The sequence below is a fragment of the Bradyrhizobium sp. F1.13.3 genome (assembly GCF_040548265.1).
Classification (GTDB): Bacteria; Pseudomonadota; Alphaproteobacteria; order Rhizobiales; family Xanthobacteraceae; genus Bradyrhizobium.
Genome location: NZ_JBEPRI010000023.1, coordinates 78619 through 98209 on the forward strand (window position 1 = coordinate 78619; position 19591 = coordinate 98209).

A 19591-nucleotide genomic window follows, 5' to 3' on the forward strand; every position below is an offset into this window, starting at 1 on the left:
CGATTCAGCGGGCGCTTGCTGCCCGCGCGGCCTTCAGTTTCGCAAAATCCTCGCCGGCATGATGCGACGAACGGCTGAGCGGGCTCGCCGACACCATCAGGAAGCCCTTCGTGTAGGCAACCTTCTCGTAGGACGAAAACTCGTCCGGCGGCACGTAACGCATCACGGCGTGATGCTTGCGGGTCGGCTGGAGATATTGCCCGATGGTCAGGAAATCGACGTCGGCCGAACGCAGATCGTCCATCACCTGCTGCACCTCGTGGCGCTCTTCCCCCAAGCCGACCATGATGCCGGACTTGGTGAAGATGGTGGGATCGAGCTCCTTGACCCGCTGCAGCAGCCGGATCGAATGGAAATAGCGCGCGCCCGGCCGCACCGTGAGATAGCACGACGGCACGGTCTCGAGATTGTGGTTGAACACGTCGGGCTTCGCCGCGACGACGATTTCCAGCGCCCCCTCCTTGCGCAAGAAATCCGGTGTCAGGATCTCGATCGTGGTCGAGGGGCACGCGGCGCGGATCGCGCGGATGGTCTGGGCGAAATGCGCGGCGCCGCCGTCGGCGAGATCGTCGCGGTCGACGGAGGTGATGACGACATGGGCAAGGCCCAGCTTGGCCACGGCCTCGCCAACGTTCTGCGGCTCGGCCGCGTCGAGCGCGTTCGGCATGCCGGTCTTGACGTTGCAGAACGCACAGGCGCGGGTGCAGGTGTCGCCCATGATCATGAAGGTCGCGTGCTTCTTGTCCCAGCACTCGCCGATATTCGGGCAGCCCGCCTCCTCGCACACCGTGTGCAGGCCGTTGGCGCGCACGATGTTGCGGGTGTCGGCATAGCCGCGGGTGTTGGGCGCGCGTACGCGGATCCAGTCCGGCTTCGGCGGCGAAGCGGAATCGGGCCGATTCACCTTTTCGGGGTGACGTGGGCGCAGCGGGTTCGAGATGGTATCGACAATAACGACCATGGGGTGTCCGGTCTGACCAAGTCCTACCTAGTCGGTCTGGCCGGGCATCGCAACCCGGCTCGCCCCGCTTCAGGGAACATGGCAGATATGGGCAATATCCTGCTCTGTTCTCTGGCGATTCTCACCTCGAATGGCTCCAGTCTCGAAGACCTCTACTCCCCGGCTCGGCAAAGCGCTGAAGCGTGCCTTTTTCGCACGCAGCGTCCACGAGGTCGCGCCCGACCTGATCGGTGCGACCATGCTGGTCGATGGCGTCGGCGGCCTCATTGTCGAAGTCGAGGCCTATCATCATACCGAGCCGGCGGCGCACTCCTATCGAGGCCCGACGCCGCGGAACCAGGTGATGTTCGGCCCGCCCGGCTTTGCCTATGTCTACCGCTCCTACGGCATCCACTGGTGCGTGAACTTCGTCTGCGAGGAGGAAGGCTCGGCCAGCGCCGTGCTGATCCGCGCGCTGGAGCCGACCCACGGCATCGCCGCGATGCGTCGGCGGCGCCATCTCCAGGATTTGCACGCGTTGTGCTCGGGCCCGGGCAAGCTGACCGAAGCGCTCGGCATCACCATCGTGCACAATGCCTTGCCGCTGGACCGTCCGCCGATCGCGCTGCATGCGCGGACGGAGGATTTGGAGGTCGTGGCCGGAATCCGGATCGGCATCACCAAAGCCGTCGAGCTGCCCTGGCGCTATGGCGTCAGGGGCTCGAAGTTTTTGAGCAAGCCGTTCCCGAAATAAGCTTAGGACGCCTGCTTGAGCCGCTCCAGCGCCTCGAGCAGCTTGGCCTTGCGGGCGAGCGCAGCCTCGCGCTTCTCGCGCTCCTCCTCGACCACCTCCTCGGCCGCGTTGGCGACGAATTTCGCGTTCGCCAGCTTGGACTCGGCGCGCTTGATGTCGGCGTCGGCTTTGCCGATCTCCTTGTCGAGACGCGTGCGCTCGGCGGCGACGTCGATCACGCCCTTCAGCGGCAGCGCAGCCACCTCGCCGCGCACCAGGAGCTGAACCGCGCCGTCGGGCGCACGGTCGGCGAAGGAGATGTCCGACAACCGCGCCATGCGCTTGATGACGTCGCTCCAGCGCGGCGCGCGCTCCTTCGTCTCGGCCGAGGCGCCGGCGAGCACAAGCGCCGTCAGGGTTGCCGGCGGGATGTTCATCTCGGCGCGCACCGAACGGATCTGCGTGACGAGGTCGATGACCCAGCCGATCTCGGCCTCGGCCGCGGGATCGGTGAAATCGGCATGGTCGAAGATCGGCAGGACCCAAACCGGCGAGACGAGCGCATCTGTCGGCCCCGTCGTCGCCGCGAGCATCGCAAGCTGCTCCGGCGTCGGTGCGGCCGGCTTCAGCGGCCACGGTGCCAGCGCGAGCAGACCGTCGCGCTTGGCCGTCACCTCCCACAGCTCCTCGGTGATGAAGGGCATGAAGGGGTGCAGCAGTTTCAGGATCTCGTCGCGCGCCCATGCCACCATGGCGCGGGTCTCGGCCTTGGCAGGGCTGTCGGGACCGAGCAGCACGGGTTTTGCGAGCTCGAGATACCAGTCGCAATAGACGTTCCAGACGAAGCGGTAGATGCTGCCGGCGGCGTCGTTGAAGCGATAGGCCTCGATCGCCTCGGTCACCTCCCGCGTGGTGTGCGCGCTCTCATGCGCGATCCAGCGGTTCAGCGTCTCCTTGACCTTGGCCGGCTCGAAACCCTCGGGCACGGCGCAGTGGTTCATCTCCGCGAAGCGCGACGCATTCCAGAGCTTGGTCGCGAAATTGCGATAGCCCTCGACACGGCTGGTGGCGAGCTTGATGTCGCGTCCCTGTGCGGCCATCGCGGCCAACGTGAAGCGCAGCGCGTCGGCACCATATTGGTCGATCAGGCTGAGCGGATCGATGACGTTGCCCTTCGACTTCGACATCTTGGCGCCCTTCTCGTCGCGGACGAGGGCGTGGATGTAGATCGTGGAGAACGGCACCTCCTTCATGAAGTGGAGGCCCATCATCATCATGCGGGCGACCCAGAAGAAGATGATGTCGAAGCCGGTCACCAGCGCGTTGGTCGGGTAGTAACGCTGCACTTCCGGCGCGTCTGCGGGCCAGCCGAGGGTCGAGAACGGCCACAGCGCCGAGGAGAACCAGGTGTCGAGCACGTCTTCGTCGCGCGTGATGAAGCCATCACGCTTGTTGCGGTCGAGCGCCATCTCGCGGCCCTGCTCGACCGTGATGACTTCCTGCTCGACGTAATAGCCGAGGGCGTGGCTGACGGCCTCCTCCTCGGTCTCGGCGACGAACACCTTGCCGTCGGGACCGTACCAGGCCGGGATCTGGTGGCCCCACCACAGCTGGCGCGAGATGCACCAGGGCTGGATGTTCTCCATCCACTCGAAATAGGTCTTTTCCCAGTTCTTCGGCACGAAGGTGGTTTCGCCCGAACGCACGGCGGCCATCGCGGGCTTCGCCAGCGTCTTGGCGTCGACATACCATTGGTCGGTCAGATAGGGCTCGATCACCGTGCCGGAGCGGTCGCCATGCGGCACCATGTGGGTGTGCGGTTCGATTCGCTCGACGAAGCCGAACGATTCCAGCCGCTCGACGATGCGCTTGCGCGCTGCAAAGCGATCGAGCTTGTTGAACTCCTCGGCGAACTGCGCGGCACCTTCCGGCAGGTCGCGCAGATAATCCTCGTTGTCGAGGAGATCGAGGCAACCTTCCTTGTCGATGACGCTGATCCGGGCGAGGCCGTGGCGATTGCCGACCTCGAAGTCGTTGAAGTCGTGCGCCGGTGTCACCTTCACCGCGCCCGAGCCCTTCTCCGGATCGGAATAGTCGTCGGCGACGATCTGGATCTTGCGGCCGACCAGCGGCAGGATCACGTTCTTGCCGACCACCTTCTGATAGCGCTCGTCTTCGGGATGCACGGCGACGCCGGTATCGCCGAGCATGGTCTCCGGGCGCGTGGTGGCAACGACGATGAAGCTCGAGGGATCCTCGGGGCTGAACGTCGTGCCCTCGATCGGATAGCGCAAGTACCAGAGGCTACCCTTGACCTCGGTCTGTTGCACTTCGAGATCGGAGATCGCGGTGAGCAGCTTGGTGTCCCAGTTCACCAGCCGCTTGTCCTTATAGATCAGGCCGTCGCGGTGCAGCTCGACGAACACCTTGACCACGGCCTTGGACAGGCCCTCGTCCATGGTGAAGCGTTCGCGCGACCAGTCGCAGGAGGCGCCGAGCCGCTTGAGCTGGTTGATGATGGTGTCGCCGCTCTCGGCCTTCCACTGCCAGACCCGCTCCAGAAACTTCTCGCGGCCCATCTCGCGGCGTCCGGGCTGCTGGCGCTCCATCAGCTGCCGCTCCACCACCATCTGGGTGGCGATGCCGGCATGGTCGGTGCCGGGCTGCCACAGCACGTCGCGGCCGCGCATGCGCTCGAAGCGGCACAGGATGTCCTGAAGCGTGTTGTTGAGGGCGTGGCCCATGTGCAGCGAGCCCGTCACATTCGGCGGCGGGATCACGATGGTAAAGGGCACTGCGTCGCGGCGGTCGGGGCGGCCGGCCTTGAAGGCAAGGCTGTCCTCCCACACGACGGACATGCGGGCTTCGATATCGGCGGGTTGGTAATTTTTCTCGATCATGGCGCTGTTAGAAAGCCGCGCACGGGGTCCAAGTCAACGGACAAGTCAACGGAAAGGTCAGGGACAGCCAGGCGGCAACAGGGCTTTCCGGTCCGGTCGGAATATGACGCACAAGCAGGGCTTTATGAGGGCTCTGCGGCCCGATCTACCTGCCGCCGCGCGATACCCGCTCGATTTCGGCCTTCACGATGCGTTCAACGAGGCCCGGCAAATTGTCGTCCAGCCAGGATTTCAGCATCGGACGCAGCATCTCCTTGACCAGATCCTCCAGCGTACGCGCATTGCTGCTGAGCACTGTGTGGGCCAGGGAATTGAAGGCGGATTCGACCGCGGAGACCGTCGATTGCGCCAGCATCGGCTGTTGGGGCGGCAGTGGGGGCGCATCGAAATCCACCGGCGCATAGGATGCCGGCGTCGGACGCGGCGGCGGCGATTCGGCGAATTCGAGATCGTCGCGGGGCTCGACCTTGCGGAAGCTCGGCGGCGGCGGAGGTGGCGTCGGCTCCATCGCCAGCGCCATATCGTCGGTCAATTCCAGCACGTCCGGCTCAGGTTCGGGCTCTGGCTCGGGAACGCGGATTTCCGGCGCAGCCGTGGCCGTGTCGAGGCCCGCCAGCAGCGCGTCGATATCGTCCTGATTGTTGGATGCATCCGCCTCGGGTGCGGGGGCCGGCGGCGGCGCCGGCTTTGCGGCCGGAGTCGGTGCGGGCTTCTCGGCGGCCGGTTTGGGCGGCGCGACCTTGGACGGCGGAATATCGCTGATCGCCTGCGGCTTCGCTGGCGCGGCGGGGGCGGCAGCTTTCTCGGGCTTGGCTGCATCCGCCGGCGGCGGCTTGGCCTCATCGTCGGCAATGATGCGCCGGATCGAGGCCAGAATCTCCTCCATCGAGGGTTCTGTGACCTTTGCAGGCTGCGTCATCTCCGACTCCACATCATCAACGCCCTCGCATGCGTTGTTTTACACCAAGCACGACAGGATTGGCCGGTTCCGGATGGGTGGCCCGACATTTTCGTCGCGGCAGCCCGACTTGTCCCCAGATGACGGCTCAACGTGCAGCGGTGCGCCCCTGCCCTCGGCACTCATGCTTTACGCACACGGCATCGGATGCAGAGCGAATCGGCCCGCATCTTCTTGGCAAGGCTATGTCAGGGATTTTGATGATTGCAAGCAAAGCACCGGTCGGCTTCGGCTATTCGCGAGGCCGACCGGATGATTACGGGACTCTAGCGTCCGTCTGGCGTGCGTACGCCGGCCCAGCTGTCGCGAACCTGTTGGTAGTGAACGCTGGGATCGTAGACCGTGGTGTTGAGGCCGAGGACCTGCGGCGCGAGACGACCGACCGCATTGAGCACCGAATAGGACGCCACCACGCGGTCATGCTGGGCAGTGACGAGCGCAACGCGTGCGTTCACCAGCGCCTGCTGCGCGTTGAGCACGTCCAGCGTGGTACGCTGGCCGGCCTTGGCTTCTTCGCGCACGCCGTTCAGCGCGATCTCGGAGGCCGTGACCTGCGCCTGCGCAGATTGTACCTGCGCCTTGCCGGCTTCCAACTGCCCCCAGGCCTGCACGACGTTGGCGCGGGTCTGATCGCGGGTGGTTTCGAGATTCAGGCGCTGCTGCGCCAGGTTCTCTTTGGACTGCCGGATCAGCGAATATTCTGCGCCGCCCTGATAGATCGGTATGGAAGCTGTCGCGATGGCGGACGCGGTATTCGTTCGGAAGACATTCAGAGTCTGCTGGTACGACGTGCTGACAGCAGCCTGGACGGTGACCGTCGGCAGCAGCGCGCCCTCGTTGATCTTGACCTGGAGATAGTTGACGTCGATCCCGAACATCGAAGCCGTGACGTTGGGGTTCTCCACCAGGCTGAGACCGACGGCGGAGGCGAGCGTCGCGGGCAGAAATCGATCGACCGGCGAGCCCGGTGCCAGGTTCGTCGGCTCGTTGCCGATGATCCGGCGAAAATTCGCGCGCGTCGTCGTGAGATTCGATTCGGCAGTCAGGGCCTGGGTCCTGCCGGCCGCGAGCTGCGCTTCGGATTGCGCCACGTCCGTGCGCGTCACTTCGCCGACATTGAAGCGATCGCGGGTTTGCTTGAGCGTCTGTTCGAGCACGCGCACGTTGCTGCGCTGAACTTCGAGAGTCGCCGAATCACGCAGGAAGTCCATGTAGGTCGTGGCAGCCTGCAGCAGGACCGTCTGCTCAAGCACACGCAACGCCTCGCGGGACCCCGAGACCTGACTCTCCGCCGCACGCGTCCTGTTGGCGGTCTGATTGCCGTTGTAGAGCGTCTGGTTGACCGTCAAGCTGGCGCTGTTGGGCTGAAGCGGCTGCGTGGAAAGGGGGTTGTTGCTATGGATCGTTGGGCCCTTCTGCGTCTGTTGGATATCCTGATATTGATAGCCGGTGCCGAGGGTCACGTTGACCTTGGGGCGGTAGCCCGACAGCGCCTGCGGCACGTTCTCGTCGGTCGAGCGCGCCTGGGCGCGCTGCGCGTTGAGCTGCGGATTGTTCTGATAGGCGCGCACCAGCGCAGCCTCGATCGTATCCGCCAAGGCAGGCGTAGGCGCGGTAAGCGCCAGCAGCAGGACCGAAACCGCTGCTCCGGTGAAGAGCTTCACCCCATGCATCCAAAAATTCCGTTCATTCTAACGCCCGGCTCGTGCCCGCGAGCTGGGTTACCGTCTACGAGTGGAGTCGTTGCCCCGTCGCAACATAGGACGCGGTCAAGCGCGACGGAACTACCTGAAAGGTGTCCGCAGTGGAAACTCTTCACGTGCAGCATCCCGGCCACACTTCTGATTCAGAACGGGATTTTAACGGGCTAAAGCCGCTATCGGCCGTCAGAACACGAAGGCGGCGGCCCGTTCCAGCCCGGGAAGGACCGGGGCCGCGGCATCGAACAGCGCCCGATGGCCGAATTCGCCGTGGGTATGGGTCACGATCATGGCTCGCGGCGGCCTGGATTCGGCCGAAACCCCCAACAGGCGCCCACCCTCCTTGAGCTGCCCGAGCAGCCCTGCCGGCGTCACCTCGGTGGCGCCGTTGAGGACGATCACATCATAGGGGCCAGCAGCGGGATCACCCTCGGTACAGGCCGCGGCCTTGCAGGCCACGTTGGCGAGCCCGAGGGCGGCGAAGACGTCATTGGCCTTCTTGGCCAGGGCCGAATCGCATTCCGTCGCGGTGACCTGGCGGGCGAGCTTGGCGGTCAGCGCAGCGAGATAGCCCGTGGCGCAGCCGACGACCAGCACGTTGTCACCCTCGCCGATCTCGGCGGCCTGGAGCAGCTTGCCGGTCAGCTGCGGCTTCATCAGGAACCGCTTGCCGCCCCCCTCGCTGACGTCGAGATCGAGGTCGAGATACGCCAATGCCTGCCGGCTGGCCGGCACGAAGGCCTCGCGCGGAACCGTGAGCATGGCGTCGAGAACACGACGGTCGGTGACGTCACTGGTGCGCACCTGGCCATCGACCATTTTTAGGCGCGCCGTCGAGAAAACGGACATTTGCGGACCCTGCAAGGCGGACGATGCCGCGGACGAAAGTTGGCGGCATCTTTGGAACAGGCCCTGCGAAAACGCAACATGGCTTTGGCCCCCGCGAACCGGGCCCAACCGCAACTCGCAACGTCGAGAGGGCGAGGCCTATTCGATCGTGACCGCGAGACGGCCGATCAATGCGGCGACTTCATCCAGCCGTGCCGAATCGTGGGTCTCGACCGCGCGCGCCAGACAGGCGAGGCATTCGTCGTCGCTGAGTTCGGGGATGTCCGCCGGCAGAATGGAGGGAGCCAGCGGGGAACGGTCGACCTGGATGTCTCGCATGGGAATCAGCTCCGTAAAGGACCGGTCTTTGGAAGCTCGATTTCAATTGAGTCGTTTTGGCGTCACCGCGGAGGATGCCGGCTCGCCCCGGTACACATCTAATTGAGAATTTGCCGCAACGAGATCGCACGCCAGATCAGAGTCTCGGCGCAAGTCACTGAAGATGAAGCGGAATTTGGCTCCCCGGGCTGGATATTTGTTCTTGTCCAAGCCGTCCCATAATGGCAACCTACAAGCCGATAACCGCTTTGATTTCAACGGCTAGTTCGCCCATGTTGACCATAGCGGTTACTGCTAGCGCACACCCCAATAGCGGGGAAAAAGCGGGGAAGATAGTAGGAATCCGAATGGGGACCCATACTAGAAACATCCTCACGGTTAAGGCGATCGAGGCCCGCAAGTCCGCGAAGCTCCGCGACGGCGGCGGCCTCTGGCTGGTGACCAAGGGCAGCGGCCGGTACTGGACCCTCGACTACAGGTTCGGCGGCAAGCGCCGCGAAATGGGCATTGGCCCGCTCCACACAGTCGGACTGGCCGATGCGCGCCAGAAGGCTGAGGCAGCCCGCGCCCTACTCCGACGCGGTATCGATCCAATCGACCACCGCGCTGTTGAGGCGATCGAGGCAGCCAAGGCCGCGGCCGGCGTGAATACTTTCGGCCAATATGCGGACTCTTATATAGACGAAGCCGTGAAGGCTGGCCGGTGGCGCGGCGCCAAGACCGAGGCGGGCTGGCGGAACACCCTCACCAACCACGTCAAGGCAATGCGGGACAAAGCCTTAGCCGACATCGACATCCAGGACGTGCTGGCGGCTGTGCGTCCGCTCTGGGGCACCAAGCAGGAGACCGCGGAAAAGCTCCGGTGGCGGATTGAGCGCGTCTTGGACGCGGCCAAGGTCGAGGGCCTGCGCAGCGGCGACAACCCGGCCGCGTGGAAAGGCAATCTGGAACATGTGCTCCATAAGCCGGACGAGTCCACGCGCGGCCATCACGAGGCGCTGCCCTACAAAGATGTGCCAGACTTTATGAATCGGCTACGCGGCACCGACGCGATCACGGCCCGAGCATTAGAGTTCCTGATCCTGACGGCCACCAGAAGTGCCGAGACCCGCCTGGCCGTGTGGGATGAATTCGAATTCGACCTTGAGGGAGCGACGTGGACGCTTCCACAGGAGCGCACTAAGGAGCGCAGAGAGCTTCGTGTCCCGCTGTGCGAGCGCGCGGTTGAGATCGTGAGGCAGATGAAGGCGCAGTCCTTCAATCACTTCGTATTCCCGGGCGCGCGCGCCAACCGTCCCATCTCCGATATGACCTTCGGCAAGGTAATCGGCGCCCATGGGGGTGGTGGCGCGACCACGCACGGATTTCGGTCCTCCTTTAAGGATTGGGCCACCGAAGAGACAGAACACGAGAACTACGTCTCCGAGGCAGCGCTCGGCCATTCCGCAGGTGATACCGTTGAGCGCGCTTACCGCCGCGGGGACGCCCTGAAGAAACGCAGGGGGCTGATGGTGGATTGGGGGGGCTATTGTGTGGGGAAGTAAATCGCTCGCCCTCCCCCCAATAAGCAGTAGCTCTCTCAAGCACGGATCTACTAGGGATCGATAATTTGCGCGCTACTTACGATGGCGGATGATGGCATGTCCCGTCCTGTCCGACGCCATACACCTACCCCCGCCGACGGCCGACAGATGAAGATCACCTTTGGCGAGATGCGCGAGATGGGCTTACGGCGCATCCTGGTCTTCTGCCATTGCGGTCACAACGTTGCGCTCAGCGCCGATCGCTGGCCGGACGATGTTCGCCTGTCTGACATCGAGCCTCGTTTTTTGTGCGCTGGTTGCGGCAACCGAGGGGCTCAAGTCAGACCGGATTTCAGCAGCGGTAAGCCGCCGCAATTTGCGATCTCGAACGTCCGCTAGAGGAACGAACGCGAGAGGAAAGCTTGGAGGTTTTGCTAGCTCTCTTGTTCGAGCTGGCGGAGCGGCCCCGGCCTTGACCCCGCGGGCAATCCAGCCGCGGTCGTCTCTGAGTGTCCCCGGGCAGAATGTCGGCCCCCCGTGCCTGGAGGTCCGCACCTAATCCGAGGCACGGGAGCCGAGCGCCGGTGCCGCCACCGACAGGGCTCCCATGAAGCACGAGCCTCCTAAACGGACCAGTACTCAGATAGTCGCAAACAGGGAAAAGCCGCAGTGCGGTCCAGCCCCACTGCGGCTTCCTCCACTCCAATAGCTTTGGTGCTCAAATCTCATTCAAGTGTTCGTCCAGTAGAACGCGGCGTTCCGAAAATGGGAGTCCGTAATAGTACTGACCCCCCTGTGGCAAATAGCCCGCGCCACCGATGGGGCTGGCAAGCCGCTCCGCTAGTTCTCACACGCCAATACGCAGGATCTCGCGCGCGTCTGGAGCTACCAGATATCGATAATTTGCGATGTGCTTACGATGCCGCTTTGATGGCGGCATGCGCACTCGCCGATACACGAAATGGGCCGGCCATTATCCCCCCCAGCCGCGCTGAATGGCTGGCTGAGGGCCACGTGACCTGCAACATCCAATGCCTGAACGGCCGCTGCCATCGCAGAGTTGACGTGCGGCTCGAGACACTCCCGCAGGATCAACCGTGGTCGCAGGTCGGCTTGCGCCTGGTCTGCTCATCATGCGGCGCCGCAGGATCTGTGCATATCGTGCCCAACTGGCATGACAGCCGTGGGCAAGTCAGGCCAAGCATGGACTTGAGGTTTTGATTCCAGCGATGAAGCACGTCACCGAACGCCCTTTTGCCAATCCGGAGCCGCCGCCCGCCAGCTCGTTCAGCTAGCTTCGGGAATCGAGGCGGTACAGGACGGCAGAATCCATATCGAGAAGATCAACTACCCCTTCCTCTATACGCTCAAGGCAAGCGGCGCAGAGTTTGGCGCCGGCATCAAGTATGCAGTCGAGCGCGGCTGGCTCGACCTGCACGAGAGCGGTACCTACGTGCGGCTGCTGACGCCGGGCGAGGATTTGTTGGCGCCTTAAGGAACCTGCCGGGGCGCTTCCGCTTGAATCCGCGCTGGCTCGCCGCCCGAGCTGGCGGAGCGGCCCCGGCCTAACCTCAAAAGCCCCCCTGAAGCCGGGGCCGTCTCTCCGCTGGGCCGCGAACAGTTGCGACGAACTCATGAGAATACCGAGAGGCAAGTTCATCGGGGAGCGCACTGATAGTCCCCCGGCAGATGAAACGGAGCATTTCATCAAGTGCCCGACATGCGGGGGATGGATCGATATGCGAGACCTCGGATCGGTTTTCGACCATGAGGGGCCGTTGCCGCATCCCGGTCAGGATCATGCACAATAGTCGCTTCGTTTGCTCCTGAAGCGAGTGGACGGAGAGACGGATGCCGATCGAGGTCTACCAAGGCCATGTGCTCGAGCCGGATCAACTGGAAGAACTGCGCATCCGGCTTGAGATGTTCGACACAATCGAGCAAGTCGATCCCGAGATGCGCGGCATCATCGAGCGCAACTGGCCCCACCTGCTACCGAAGCTCCCTCCGGAGGACTTTGAAGGGATCGGTGATCCAGCTTCTTGAAAGCCGGCCAGCGCGAACAAGGCAGAACTCCGCTGGGGACCTGAAAGCCGGCCCCGAAGGAGGATGAGCCCCTTGAGGCCGGAAGTTTACTCTATGCTGCTCCGAGCACTGCCCGAAGCTGAAAAGGAAACGCCGCCCGATTGCCGGTTGTTCCCGACTCGCAAAATACCGCGAGACGCTTATCTTTTTGCACATGCGGATGGCGTACGAGCTCTGTCTGGCGACCGCCGGCAAGCAGGTCCCATCAGGACCGGACTGGATCCACGAGGTAAAGCACGATGGCTACCGGATGCTGGTCATCCGGGAGAACGAGCGCGTGCGGCTGCTTTCCCGTAACGGCACCGATTGGACCAAGCGTTATCCCTGGATCGCTGAGGCCGCGCTGAAGAACCGGCAGAAGCATTTCGTCGTCGATGGCGAGGCCGTGATCCTCGGCATTGACGGTGTTTCCGATTTCAACGCGCTGCACTCCCGCAAGCATGAGCACGAGGTACAGCTTTATGCGTTCGACGTACTGGCGCTTGGCGGGGATGATCTTCGCGACCTGCCGCTACACCTGCGGAAGACAAACCTACAGAGACTCCTAGCGCGCCAGCCTGACGGGATCACCGTCGCGCCGTTCGAGCGTGGCGAGATCGGTCCTGAGCTGTACAGCGCCGCCTGCCGCATGGGCCTGGAGGGGCTGGTCTCCAAGCACCGCGAGCGGCCTTACCGGGGCGGACGGCAGAAGCACTGGGTCAAGGTGAAGAACCGGACGCATCCGGCGATGTCGCGGGAGCTATGACGGTCCAAACAAATCTGGCAGCACGCCCGCCGGCTTACCAAGTCAAAGCGGAAATCTCCCGCCTTGGGCGTAATCGGCGCTTGTGACCCCATAGCGGGCGTTGCACCGGCGCCGAACTCAATGAGTTCAAACCCGGCCTCGTTCTTATCCGGCAGACGATGTAAGCGTTGAGGACGATCTGCTTTCGTCGTTACGTCGTGGGGCGGACGACGGAGAGTGGCGAGAGGAGACTCGCCAAACGTTTCGCGGTACGCGACTGAAAAGCGGCCCAGCTCCCAAAATCCGTGCGTGGTTGCGATCTGCGTAACAGTCGCGGAGCCAGGTAGCGCGCGCGTCAATGCTCGGCGGGCGAGATGCATTCTCCGCAGTGTGAGGTAACGGACCGGTCCCATCCCTAAATGGTCCTCGCAGATGGCCCGTAACGTTCGCTCGGCGACTCCGATGGCTACACAAACTTGATCGAGATACAATGGCGTGTTTGGGTGCGCCTCGATGAAAGCTTCGAACCGGTCCATAACAACCCTGTTCCGCAGCGTGGCCTCCATTACTTTCGAGGGGTTGCAACCAACGACACAGGCGAGGAAGGCGTGGGTCAGCTTATGCTCAACCGAACGGACGAGTTCAGGAATTGTTAGAAGCTCAGGGGTGGTCTTCGCGAGGGCTGCCACCAATGCATGCAGCTCCAGAAAACGCTTCATCAGTTCTGGCGGGGGCCGAAGGACGCCATTGCATTGCTCCGCGCGGAGCTCGACACCCAACATCGATTCACACTTCGCAGCAAAGTCCTCTAGCTTGAGCGAAATTCCGCCAAAACGATAATGCCCAGTCGTGACCACATGCTGCATGTCGTTGTCGTTGGCGCACAACTCGCCTACCGACAACAGCTTGCCGCGGTTGTAAACCTCGGGCTGATCTTCGGTGAGGAAGGTGAATACCTTGCGGTCGAGCCTGATCGCCCCGCGGTGAATGCGCGGGAGGTTTTCCTCGGTGCGTTGCATCCATTGTTGGTCAAAAGTGACTTGCGTGAGCTGTGTCCTGAATTCCCCTTTGGTTGTCGGGAATACCTCAATATCGGCAGCGCGGATATGGGCCGCATACTGCAATGGATCAACGAAACTGAATACGTTACTCCGCGACACCTCGGCCTCGCTAAGCAAGCGCATGTACAAGCGCAGGCTCTATGAAACCAACCTGTGTTAAGTCTGAAGGCATCGCTATGCGGAAACGGCAGAGGGAGAACTTTCCTGAGTGGCGCGCCGGAAACGCATAGGCTTTATGACAGAAATGTGACAGCATTCCCAACGGGCGCACCAACAAGCATCCGGAGCGCCCCGGCCTGAATTCGTTCAATCGATGAAATCCGCTCGGAGGGGACCCGATGTGCGAACAACCATTGACCGCAGCTCAGTGCGACGAGGTTGAGAAGGCGATGCGCGAAGACGCTGCCGCGCTGCCGCCGGGCTCGCCTATGAGGGAGAAACTGTTGCAGATGGCGAATGACTACCGCCTTTTGGCAGACTTCAAAAAAACAGTACTGCGACGAGTGCACTGATCAGGACTAGGCGTGCGGTTGATCGCTTATTGAGCCCATCTGCGACCTCGGCGGCCATCCGCTCTTCGGCCGAAGTTGGCGGTAAACCGGACATTGGGCAACCAGCCGCTCGATTAGTAGAGGCTTTAGACGAGCCGGATGTTCGTCGCCATCGGCTTGCCGGTGCGCTCGTTCAGACCAATCTCGAAGCCCACGTGCTGTCCGACTTCAAGCGCTCGCGTGCCAAGCGGGAGAGCTGAGGCATGGCAGAACACGTCATGACCATCCACGCGCAGGAAGCCGAAGCCGCGCTCGCCATTCCAATTCTTTACTTCGCCCATTTTCATTTTCATCGTCCTTCGAAAAAGCGTGCCCGCTGCTTATTAGGCGAAGTCGCCGCCGGTCAGGTACTCGATGTCTGCAGTGACGCCGAAGTTGCCGCCAGTGCGTTGAATCACCAAAAGAGATGGACCCCGAAATTCTCAGAGCGGCGGCTGCGGCCATCACCATAATTGCGGCCACAATGGTGGCGGCTAATTTGAACGCGCGGATTACCGTGTGCGGCTTCGCCATCTTTATTGTGGCTTCGATTGCGTGGAGTGCGGACGGCGTGCTTGAAGGCAAAACCTCGCTTGTCGTCCAGAACGTCGTGCTTCTCCTGATCAACCTTCTGGGCGTGTGGCGTTGGCTGCCGCGCGCCGGCAAGGAAGCCGGCGCGATCTAAACCTGCGCGCTTTCAACCGTCAGCCTTGTTTTGTATCGGCGGTCGCAGCGGGCAACCCCAGCTTTGACCAACAGCCAGGCGTCAAGGGCCGCATCTACTCTCTCCACGTTCCTTACAAGGGTGTCGAATACAGCTTCAGCGACGCGCACATCAACGACGCGATCGTTAGCGGGATCGCGGCTGGCCTGAAGCTGTTCGTCATCAGCCCCTATGCGCTCAAGGCCCTGCAGAACGACCATCGAAATTGGCAGCGCCAGACCCGCGCTCATCGGGTATAACCGCGCTCGCCTAACGCTGATCCCAGTTGATAGGCGACTTGATGAACGTACTCGGCTCGCGATGCACCTTCAACGCCTACTGGTCAGCTCCCACTTACCCACACCGGGCGCTGAGCGACTCGCCGCTCCAACTCTGGCAATAGCTCCGGAACTTCATCATATGAGTCGATCTCGACAGGCCATATCTCTGCAAGTCGTCTGCCCAAAGATTGTGTTGGGTGAAACACAAGGCCCGATGGAAATCGACGCTGGAGACGTACGCCGCCCCGCTGCGTGCCAAACCGGTCGACACAATCGGCACCGATGACGTGCTCGCGGCCTTAAAGCCGAGTTGGACCACAAAGGCGGAAACCGCCTCACGGGTGCGCGGGCGAATTGAGAAGGTTCTTGACGCCGCCAAGGCCAAGGGCTTCCGAGACGGCGAGAACCCTGCCCGCTGGCGCGGTCATTTGGACCATCTGTTGCCAAAGCCCTCCAAGCTGGCGCGTGGCCACCATGCGGCGATGCCCTATGAGCAGGTAGCTGCCTTCCTCGCCGATCTGCGGCAGCGGGAGGCAACGGCAGCGCTGGCCTTGGAGCTTTACCGTCGGAGCGACGCTTTGGAGAAGCGCCGCAAGCTGACGGAGGCGTGGGCAGCTTATTGTGAGCCGGCCGAGACGGCCAGATAATCCGGCTCAGGTCAGTCCGTTGAGCGAGACCGTTCAAGTCGACCGACCATAAGAGTGGGAGCTTTCGAGAGTTCGGGATGCCAAAGCCCCCATTGGTCGTGCCGGTCGGGGCTCTTTATTGAAAATGGCGAAAACCGGACAAATCACGCCTCAGTCGCTTCAGTTGCAGCAGTCCGCCAAGAACAATCAAAGCCGGCACAAGGAAAAATGCGCCCAGTAGACGCATCAGATCGTCCGGTGCCACGGTCGCATCCAGGAACAAATACAGCGCGACCCCAGCGATAGTCACAAGCAGCGGTATCAGCATGGTCGCCAAATATTCGCGCCGCGAGCAGCCGATGCCGGACAGAAACATCCGGGAAAAGCGCGGGAAGTACAAGAACCAGGATATCGTATAAAAAACCGGGACCGCGAAAACGCTGATGCTGACCGCGATGAAGAGACAGCAAAGCCAAATGATGGTGAATTCCACCGTAAATCGGATCTGCACTTGGGTGCGGCCGGTCGCCATCATCACGCCGCCATTTAGACCGGTGACTGCTTGAATGGATGCGACCGCGGCAAACAACATGAACAATACTCCGCTGTCTGCCCATTTCTGGGAGAGCACAGTTCGGAATATCGGGGCGTGCGCGACAGCGACGATGCCCATTGTTGGGAACACCAAGATGGAAATAAGCCTGCTCGCGAAAAGCAATCCAGTTTTGATCTGATCATTGTTCGCCGCCCGCGTCACGACGTGGGTATAGAAGATGCTGCTGATCGGACCAGTTACAATCACGCTCGGCAACCGCATGAGCTGATACGCGATTGTATAGCTTCCGACCGTCGCCGCGCCGAACACCTTGCCGATGACGAGGGGGTCGAGAGAACGCGCAAAAAAGTTTATGACATTGAATGCAATGACATCCCGGCTGAAGCCAAGGTGATGATGAATTCCAGCAAAATCAAATCGACGCAGCGGCACGAACCCCGATGTTGTCCATGCGATCGTCAGGCCCGTAGCTGCTGCCACAATTTGTTGGCCGACAAGCGCCCAGGCGCCATAGCCGTCAAAGGCCAGCAGCAACGCAGCCCCCGCCCCGATGGCTGTGCTAAGGGTGTTTGAAACGGCGATCGTTGAGAACCGCTCTGCCCGCTGTAGCATTGCCGATGGTACGACGCCGAGCGATTGCGCCACGCAAACCGACGCCAAAGTCGCAACGATCGGGCGCAGTTCCGGTTGGTTATATTCGGCGGCGATCAGGGGCGATATGCAGATCAGGATTAATGCTGCGGTGCTGCCGACAGCGAGAATGAGCCAGAAACTCGTCGACCAGACAACCCGTCGATCCGGGCTTTCCTTGACTAGGGACTGCCCGACACCGCCATCGGCAAATATCTGGGCGAACAGCACGAATGGCATGGCGATGGCCACGACCCCGTATTGGACCGTGTCGAGCAACCTGGCCAGAACCGGAAGCATTGCAAACTGGATTAGCAGGCGAAACACATTCGAAAACGACAGAAGAGCAGCCCCGATGGCCTTGTGCTTTAAGGCCATCAGCACCCTCCACGGCATTCATCTGCCAGTCGCGCTTCGACATATGGTGCAACAACCAAGCGTCGGATCTCCAGCTCGTTTCGGCTTCGCCGCAATGTAACGATCCCAGTGCCAATCTTGCGCTCCTCAGAGATTCGGGACCGGTTGAATGTGCCTCGAACAGCGCTACGCGTGAAGACTTCTTATGAAGCCGCTCAGATCATCTCCAACCCGCGTCCAACTGAAAGCGGATAGGTCGCAGTATTGTTGCTGCTTTCGAATTCGAAGCCATTCGACAAACTTGCCGACGATCAGGTGATCGATCTCGCCGTCATAAAGGTACAACCAGTCCTCGCCTATCTGATCTCGCATTTCAGGGAGGCTTCCCAACCTCGGCGCTAGAACGGGCCGGTTCCTGGACAAGGCAAGAAAAACCGAACCGCTGTTGAGAATATTCCTGTAGGTCAGCACGACTCCGTCCGCATCGTCGATATGCCTCTCCAAATCGGAATCCGCAATATAATGATCTGTGATGTTGATCCGAACGGATTTTGATTTCTCCGCCAGCAACCGAATCTGTGCGATGTAGTCGACATCATCCCCTCGTCCCACCACGTCGAGACGGATATCCTTTTCGGTTAATGCCGTTACCGCCTCGACCAGTTTTTCGACATTCTTGTACCGCCTGATCTGACCGAATTGGACGAGACGTACGGCGCCTGACAGAGCCCTTGCGGGTTCTGGGCTACTAACCATGTTTTCACGGTAATTGCCATGGACAGTGACGAGGACCTGCAAGTCAGCGGGAAGCTGGTGCAAATCGCGCACGGCGCGTTCCGAGAAGTGTGAAAGGAAAATAATCCCGTCGAGGGATTTCAAGAACGCCGTGGTCCTCCACGAGATCCAAGGATTCTCATGCGGCTGCACATTGTGCGCCACCCAGATGAACCGGCTCCCACGCACCGCTCGGCCAAGCCTCATCAACAGCAACTTCACGACACAACCCAAGGCCTGCCGAAAGCTGAGCTTCTTGAAAAACTCATCGGGCCAGTGAAGGATTACGGTCTTGGCCTGGTAAAAGCTGCGCCATTCGAAACGTCCGACCGAATAACCGTTGCGCTGCAGGCAATTCGCAAAATTTCCGACAAAGTGATTTGCCTCCGATCGCAGCGGCTTAATGGCTATATCTACCATTTATCTAACAACCTCATATGCAACACTCGTTTTAAGAACGTTCACAGTCATAAGGAACTTTGCTTTTCGCCGCCACGCGGAATCGACGCGAATGGCCGATTTCATGCGATATGGTTCACGCGCCAGAACGCGCGAGATCGGATCGTATTCGCCGCAACGGCAAACGAGAGGACACTGCTATCCTCCCGAATTGCTCAGCCCAGGGTCTACGCTCGGCCGCCCCCACGCGCTTGGCAGATTACCGCGCGACCGCGCACCAGCTGATGTCTTGGTTTGGCTAGCGCACCCTCGATCGGAATGAACGCAGAGTTTGATCCGTCTGGAGGCTCGCCCATGATTTCAGCCGACGAGAACACCGATGTCCCTACGCAGTTGCCGAGCGCGGGCAATTGGCACCTCCCCGAGTGGATTTTGGGAGTGAGCTTTTTCCTCAGCATCATGCTGGCGACGGCGGGATGGCTCTACGTGCTGGGCACGCTTTCCATCAAAGTTGTCTATTGGCTGGGTTCCTAGCAGCTTCGCGCGATGCGCCCATCGCCGTAAAGATTACCATTAGCATTTTGACCGACATATTAGAACCGTCCTTCAGCGGTCTTCCGGTGCGCTGTTTGAACATTCATCAGTGGAGGCACTCATGAGATATCTACCTGACCATGGCCTGCCCCTTGTTCAACTCAAAGAGCGACGCCGCGAATGGTTGTGGCGCTGCAGAGCCGCATCGGCCCGATCAGCGACGACGAACTGCAGAAGATTGCAGCCATACAGCAGACCATCTCCGCGTTCGAGGATGGCTGTCTTCCCCAAGGGGCAGCCTAAAGACAGCCCCAGCTTCAGCGCCCTGAAGCTGGGGTCCTCTTGCTATCTCAATCGCCTCAGGAGTGGACGGTGACGCATGCTGACCTGAGGCGAGTGAGCCGACCTCC

General features: G+C 61.4%; 20 protein-coding genes and 2 pseudogenes. 12 read left to right on the forward strand and 10 right to left on the reverse strand.

Annotated elements, in window-relative coordinates; genetic code table 11:
* Nucleotides 1-4 precede the first annotated feature (4 nt).
* Nucleotides 5-961: a lipoyl synthase gene (gene lipA, locus ABIB66_RS38390; protein WP_354258461.1), complete on the reverse strand. Its 957-nt coding sequence runs from the start codon at nucleotides 959-961 to the stop codon at nucleotides 5-7.
* 130 nt (nucleotides 962-1091) lie between these two features.
* Between lipA and ABIB66_RS38395 the strand changes: the two genes are divergently transcribed.
* On the forward strand, nucleotides 1092-1694 hold the full coding sequence (locus ABIB66_RS38395) for a DNA-3-methyladenine glycosylase (protein ID WP_275172590.1): 603 nt from the start codon (nucleotides 1092-1094) through the stop codon (nucleotides 1692-1694).
* Between the two features lie 2 nt (nucleotides 1695-1696).
* Here the strand turns inward: ABIB66_RS38395 and ABIB66_RS38400 are convergent, their stop codons facing one another.
* From ABIB66_RS38400 to ABIB66_RS38420, 5 genes are all read right to left on the reverse strand, one after another.
* Nucleotides 1697-4573 (reverse strand): valine--tRNA ligase, encoded by a 2877-nt coding sequence (locus tag ABIB66_RS38400; protein WP_354210327.1) that lies wholly within the window; start codon nucleotides 4571-4573, stop codon nucleotides 1697-1699.
* Between the two features lie 145 nt (nucleotides 4574-4718).
* A complete protein-coding gene (locus ABIB66_RS38405) occupies nucleotides 4719-5492 on the reverse strand; it encodes a PopZ family protein (RefSeq protein WP_354210328.1) in 774 nt (257 codons plus the stop codon).
* Between the two features lie 305 nt (nucleotides 5493-5797).
* Nucleotides 5798-7204 (reverse strand): TolC family outer membrane protein, encoded by a 1407-nt coding sequence (locus ABIB66_RS38410; protein WP_354210329.1) that lies wholly within the window; start codon nucleotides 7202-7204, stop codon nucleotides 5798-5800.
* Between the two features lie 213 nt (nucleotides 7205-7417).
* Nucleotides 7418-8080: a protein-L-isoaspartate O-methyltransferase family protein gene (locus ABIB66_RS38415; RefSeq protein ID WP_275172594.1), complete on the reverse strand. Its 663-nt coding sequence runs from the start codon at nucleotides 8078-8080 to the stop codon at nucleotides 7418-7420.
* Between the two features lie 138 nt (nucleotides 8081-8218).
* Nucleotides 8219-8398, reverse strand: a complete 180-nt coding sequence (locus ABIB66_RS38420) for a hypothetical protein (protein WP_007591158.1) — start codon at nucleotides 8396-8398, stop codon at nucleotides 8219-8221.
* Nucleotides 8399-8745: 347 nt separating this feature from the next.
* On the opposite strand from ABIB66_RS38420, the gene ABIB66_RS38425 reads away from it, so the two are divergent.
* The 5 genes and pseudogenes from ABIB66_RS38425 to ABIB66_RS38440 all read left to right on the forward strand — a co-directional run bounded on the left by ABIB66_RS38425 (nucleotide 8746) and on the right by ABIB66_RS38440 (nucleotide 12751).
* Complete coding sequence (locus tag ABIB66_RS38425; protein WP_354258464.1) at nucleotides 8746-9942, forward strand: tyrosine-type recombinase/integrase; 1197 nt, start codon at nucleotides 8746-8748, stop codon at nucleotides 9940-9942.
* 96 nt (nucleotides 9943-10038) lie between these two features.
* Nucleotides 10039-10320, forward strand: coding sequence for a hypothetical protein (locus tag ABIB66_RS38430; RefSeq protein ID WP_502918353.1), 282 nt, complete (start codon nucleotides 10039-10041; stop codon nucleotides 10318-10320).
* Nucleotides 10321-11150: 830 nt separating this feature from the next.
* Nucleotides 11151-11416 (forward strand): annotated as a pseudogene (locus ABIB66_RS43730) (hypothetical protein).
* Between the two features lie 356 nt (nucleotides 11417-11772).
* On the forward strand, nucleotides 11773-11967 hold the full coding sequence (locus ABIB66_RS38435; protein WP_354258470.1) for a hypothetical protein: 195 nt from the start codon (nucleotides 11773-11775) through the stop codon (nucleotides 11965-11967).
* Nucleotides 11968-12166: 199 nt separating this feature from the next.
* Nucleotides 12167-12751, forward strand: a complete 585-nt coding sequence (locus tag ABIB66_RS38440) for an ATP-dependent DNA ligase (RefSeq protein WP_502918354.1) — start codon at nucleotides 12167-12169, stop codon at nucleotides 12749-12751.
* Here ABIB66_RS38440 and ABIB66_RS38445 read toward each other — a convergent pair.
* Entirely contained in the window at nucleotides 12676-13914 is a 1239-nt protein-coding gene (locus ABIB66_RS38445; protein WP_354258555.1) for a helix-turn-helix domain-containing protein, read from the reverse strand. The genes ABIB66_RS38440 and ABIB66_RS38445 overlap by 76 nt on opposite strands.
* 215 nt (nucleotides 13915-14129) lie before the next feature.
* Here ABIB66_RS38445 and ABIB66_RS38450 point away from each other — a divergent pair, with 215 nt between their 5' ends.
* On the forward strand, nucleotides 14130-14303 hold the full coding sequence (locus tag ABIB66_RS38450) for a hypothetical protein (RefSeq protein WP_354258473.1): 174 nt from the start codon (nucleotides 14130-14132) through the stop codon (nucleotides 14301-14303).
* Nucleotides 14304-14428: 125 nt separating this feature from the next.
* On the opposite strand, the gene ABIB66_RS38455 is transcribed toward ABIB66_RS38450, so the two are convergent.
* Nucleotides 14429-14629, reverse strand: coding sequence for a cold-shock protein (locus ABIB66_RS38455; RefSeq protein ID WP_354258476.1), 201 nt, complete (start codon nucleotides 14627-14629; stop codon nucleotides 14429-14431).
* 119 nt (nucleotides 14630-14748) lie between these two features.
* On the opposite strand from ABIB66_RS38455, the gene ABIB66_RS38460 reads away from it, so the two are divergent.
* The 3 genes and pseudogenes from ABIB66_RS38460 to ABIB66_RS38475 all read left to right on the forward strand — a co-directional run.
* Nucleotides 14749-15006, forward strand: coding sequence for a hypothetical protein (locus tag ABIB66_RS38460; protein WP_354258479.1), 258 nt, complete (start codon nucleotides 14749-14751; stop codon nucleotides 15004-15006).
* A complete protein-coding gene (locus ABIB66_RS38465; protein WP_354258482.1) occupies nucleotides 14967-15284 on the forward strand; it encodes a hypothetical protein in 318 nt (105 codons plus the stop codon). Before ABIB66_RS38460 ends, ABIB66_RS38465 begins: the two co-directional genes overlap by 40 nt.
* A gap of 221 nt (nucleotides 15285-15505) precedes the next feature.
* Nucleotides 15506-15862, forward strand: a pseudogene (locus tag ABIB66_RS38475) (phage integrase central domain-containing protein); the annotation flags it as partial.
* 205 nt (nucleotides 15863-16067) lie between these two features.
* Here the strand turns inward: ABIB66_RS38475 and ABIB66_RS38480 are convergent.
* Nucleotides 16068-17495, reverse strand: coding sequence for a lipopolysaccharide biosynthesis protein (locus ABIB66_RS38480; RefSeq protein WP_354258487.1), 1428 nt, complete (start codon nucleotides 17493-17495; stop codon nucleotides 16068-16070).
* A gap of 165 nt (nucleotides 17496-17660) precedes the next feature.
* Nucleotides 17661-18668 (reverse strand): glycosyltransferase, encoded by a 1008-nt coding sequence (locus ABIB66_RS38485; protein ID WP_354258490.1) that lies wholly within the window; start codon nucleotides 18666-18668, stop codon nucleotides 17661-17663.
* Between the two features lie 333 nt (nucleotides 18669-19001).
* Here ABIB66_RS38485 and ABIB66_RS38490 point away from each other — a divergent pair, with 333 nt between their 5' ends.
* Nucleotides 19002-19181 carry a hypothetical protein gene (locus ABIB66_RS38490; RefSeq protein ID WP_354258493.1) on the forward strand — a complete coding sequence of 60 codons (180 nt, stop codon included), beginning with the start codon at nucleotides 19002-19004 and terminating at the stop codon, nucleotides 19179-19181.
* 180 nt (nucleotides 19182-19361) lie between these two features.
* Complete coding sequence (locus ABIB66_RS38495; RefSeq protein ID WP_354258496.1) at nucleotides 19362-19484, forward strand: hypothetical protein; 123 nt, start codon at nucleotides 19362-19364, stop codon at nucleotides 19482-19484.
* The last annotated feature ends 107 nt before the right edge of the window (nucleotides 19485-19591 follow it).

Excerpts from the sequence above, each read along its gene's own strand:
- lipA (WP_354258461.1), bottom strand. The coding sequence starts at position 961 with ATGGTCGTTATTGTCGATACCATCTCGAACCCGCTGCGCCCACGTCAC.
- ABIB66_RS38395 (WP_275172590.1), top strand. The coding sequence starts at position 1,092 with ATGGCTCCAGTCTCGAAGACCTCTACTCCCCGGCTCGGCAAAGCGCTG.
- ABIB66_RS38400 (WP_354210327.1), bottom strand. The coding sequence starts at position 4,573 with ATGATCGAGAAAAATTACCAACCCGCCGATATCGAAGCCCGCATGTCC.
- ABIB66_RS38405 (WP_354210328.1), bottom strand. The coding sequence starts at position 5,492 with ATGACGCAGCCTGCAAAGGTCACAGAACCCTCGATGGAGGAGATTCTG.
- ABIB66_RS38410 (WP_354210329.1), bottom strand. The coding sequence starts at position 7,204 with ATGCATGGGGTGAAGCTCTTCACCGGAGCAGCGGTTTCGGTCCTGCTG.
- ABIB66_RS38415 (WP_275172594.1), bottom strand. The coding sequence starts at position 8,080 with ATGTCCGTTTTCTCGACGGCGCGCCTAAAAATGGTCGATGGCCAGGTG.
- ABIB66_RS38420 (WP_007591158.1), bottom strand. The coding sequence starts at position 8,398 with ATGCGAGACATCCAGGTCGACCGTTCCCCGCTGGCTCCCTCCATTCTG.
- ABIB66_RS38425 (WP_354258464.1), top strand. The coding sequence starts at position 8,746 with ATGGGGACCCATACTAGAAACATCCTCACGGTTAAGGCGATCGAGGCC.
- ABIB66_RS38430 (WP_502918353.1), top strand. The coding sequence starts at position 10,039 with ATGTCCCGTCCTGTCCGACGCCATACACCTACCCCCGCCGACGGCCGA.
- ABIB66_RS38435 (WP_354258470.1), top strand. The coding sequence starts at position 11,773 with ATGCCGATCGAGGTCTACCAAGGCCATGTGCTCGAGCCGGATCAACTG.
- ABIB66_RS38440 (WP_502918354.1), top strand. The coding sequence starts at position 12,167 with ATGGCGTACGAGCTCTGTCTGGCGACCGCCGGCAAGCAGGTCCCATCA.
- ABIB66_RS38445 (WP_354258555.1), bottom strand. The coding sequence starts at position 13,914 with ATGCGCTTGCTTAGCGAGGCCGAGGTGTCGCGGAGTAACGTATTCAGT.
- ABIB66_RS38450 (WP_354258473.1), top strand. The coding sequence starts at position 14,130 with ATGTGCGAACAACCATTGACCGCAGCTCAGTGCGACGAGGTTGAGAAG.
- ABIB66_RS38455 (WP_354258476.1), bottom strand. The coding sequence starts at position 14,629 with ATGAAAATGGGCGAAGTAAAGAATTGGAATGGCGAGCGCGGCTTCGGC.
- ABIB66_RS38460 (WP_354258479.1), top strand. The coding sequence starts at position 14,749 with ATGGACCCCGAAATTCTCAGAGCGGCGGCTGCGGCCATCACCATAATT.
- ABIB66_RS38480 (WP_354258487.1), bottom strand. The coding sequence starts at position 17,495 with ATGGCCTTAAAGCACAAGGCCATCGGGGCTGCTCTTCTGTCGTTTTCG.
- ABIB66_RS38485 (WP_354258490.1), bottom strand. The coding sequence starts at position 18,668 with ATGGTAGATATAGCCATTAAGCCGCTGCGATCGGAGGCAAATCACTTT.
- ABIB66_RS38490 (WP_354258493.1), top strand. The coding sequence starts at position 19,002 with ATGATTTCAGCCGACGAGAACACCGATGTCCCTACGCAGTTGCCGAGC.
- ABIB66_RS38495 (WP_354258496.1), top strand. The coding sequence starts at position 19,362 with ATGGTTGTGGCGCTGCAGAGCCGCATCGGCCCGATCAGCGACGACGAA.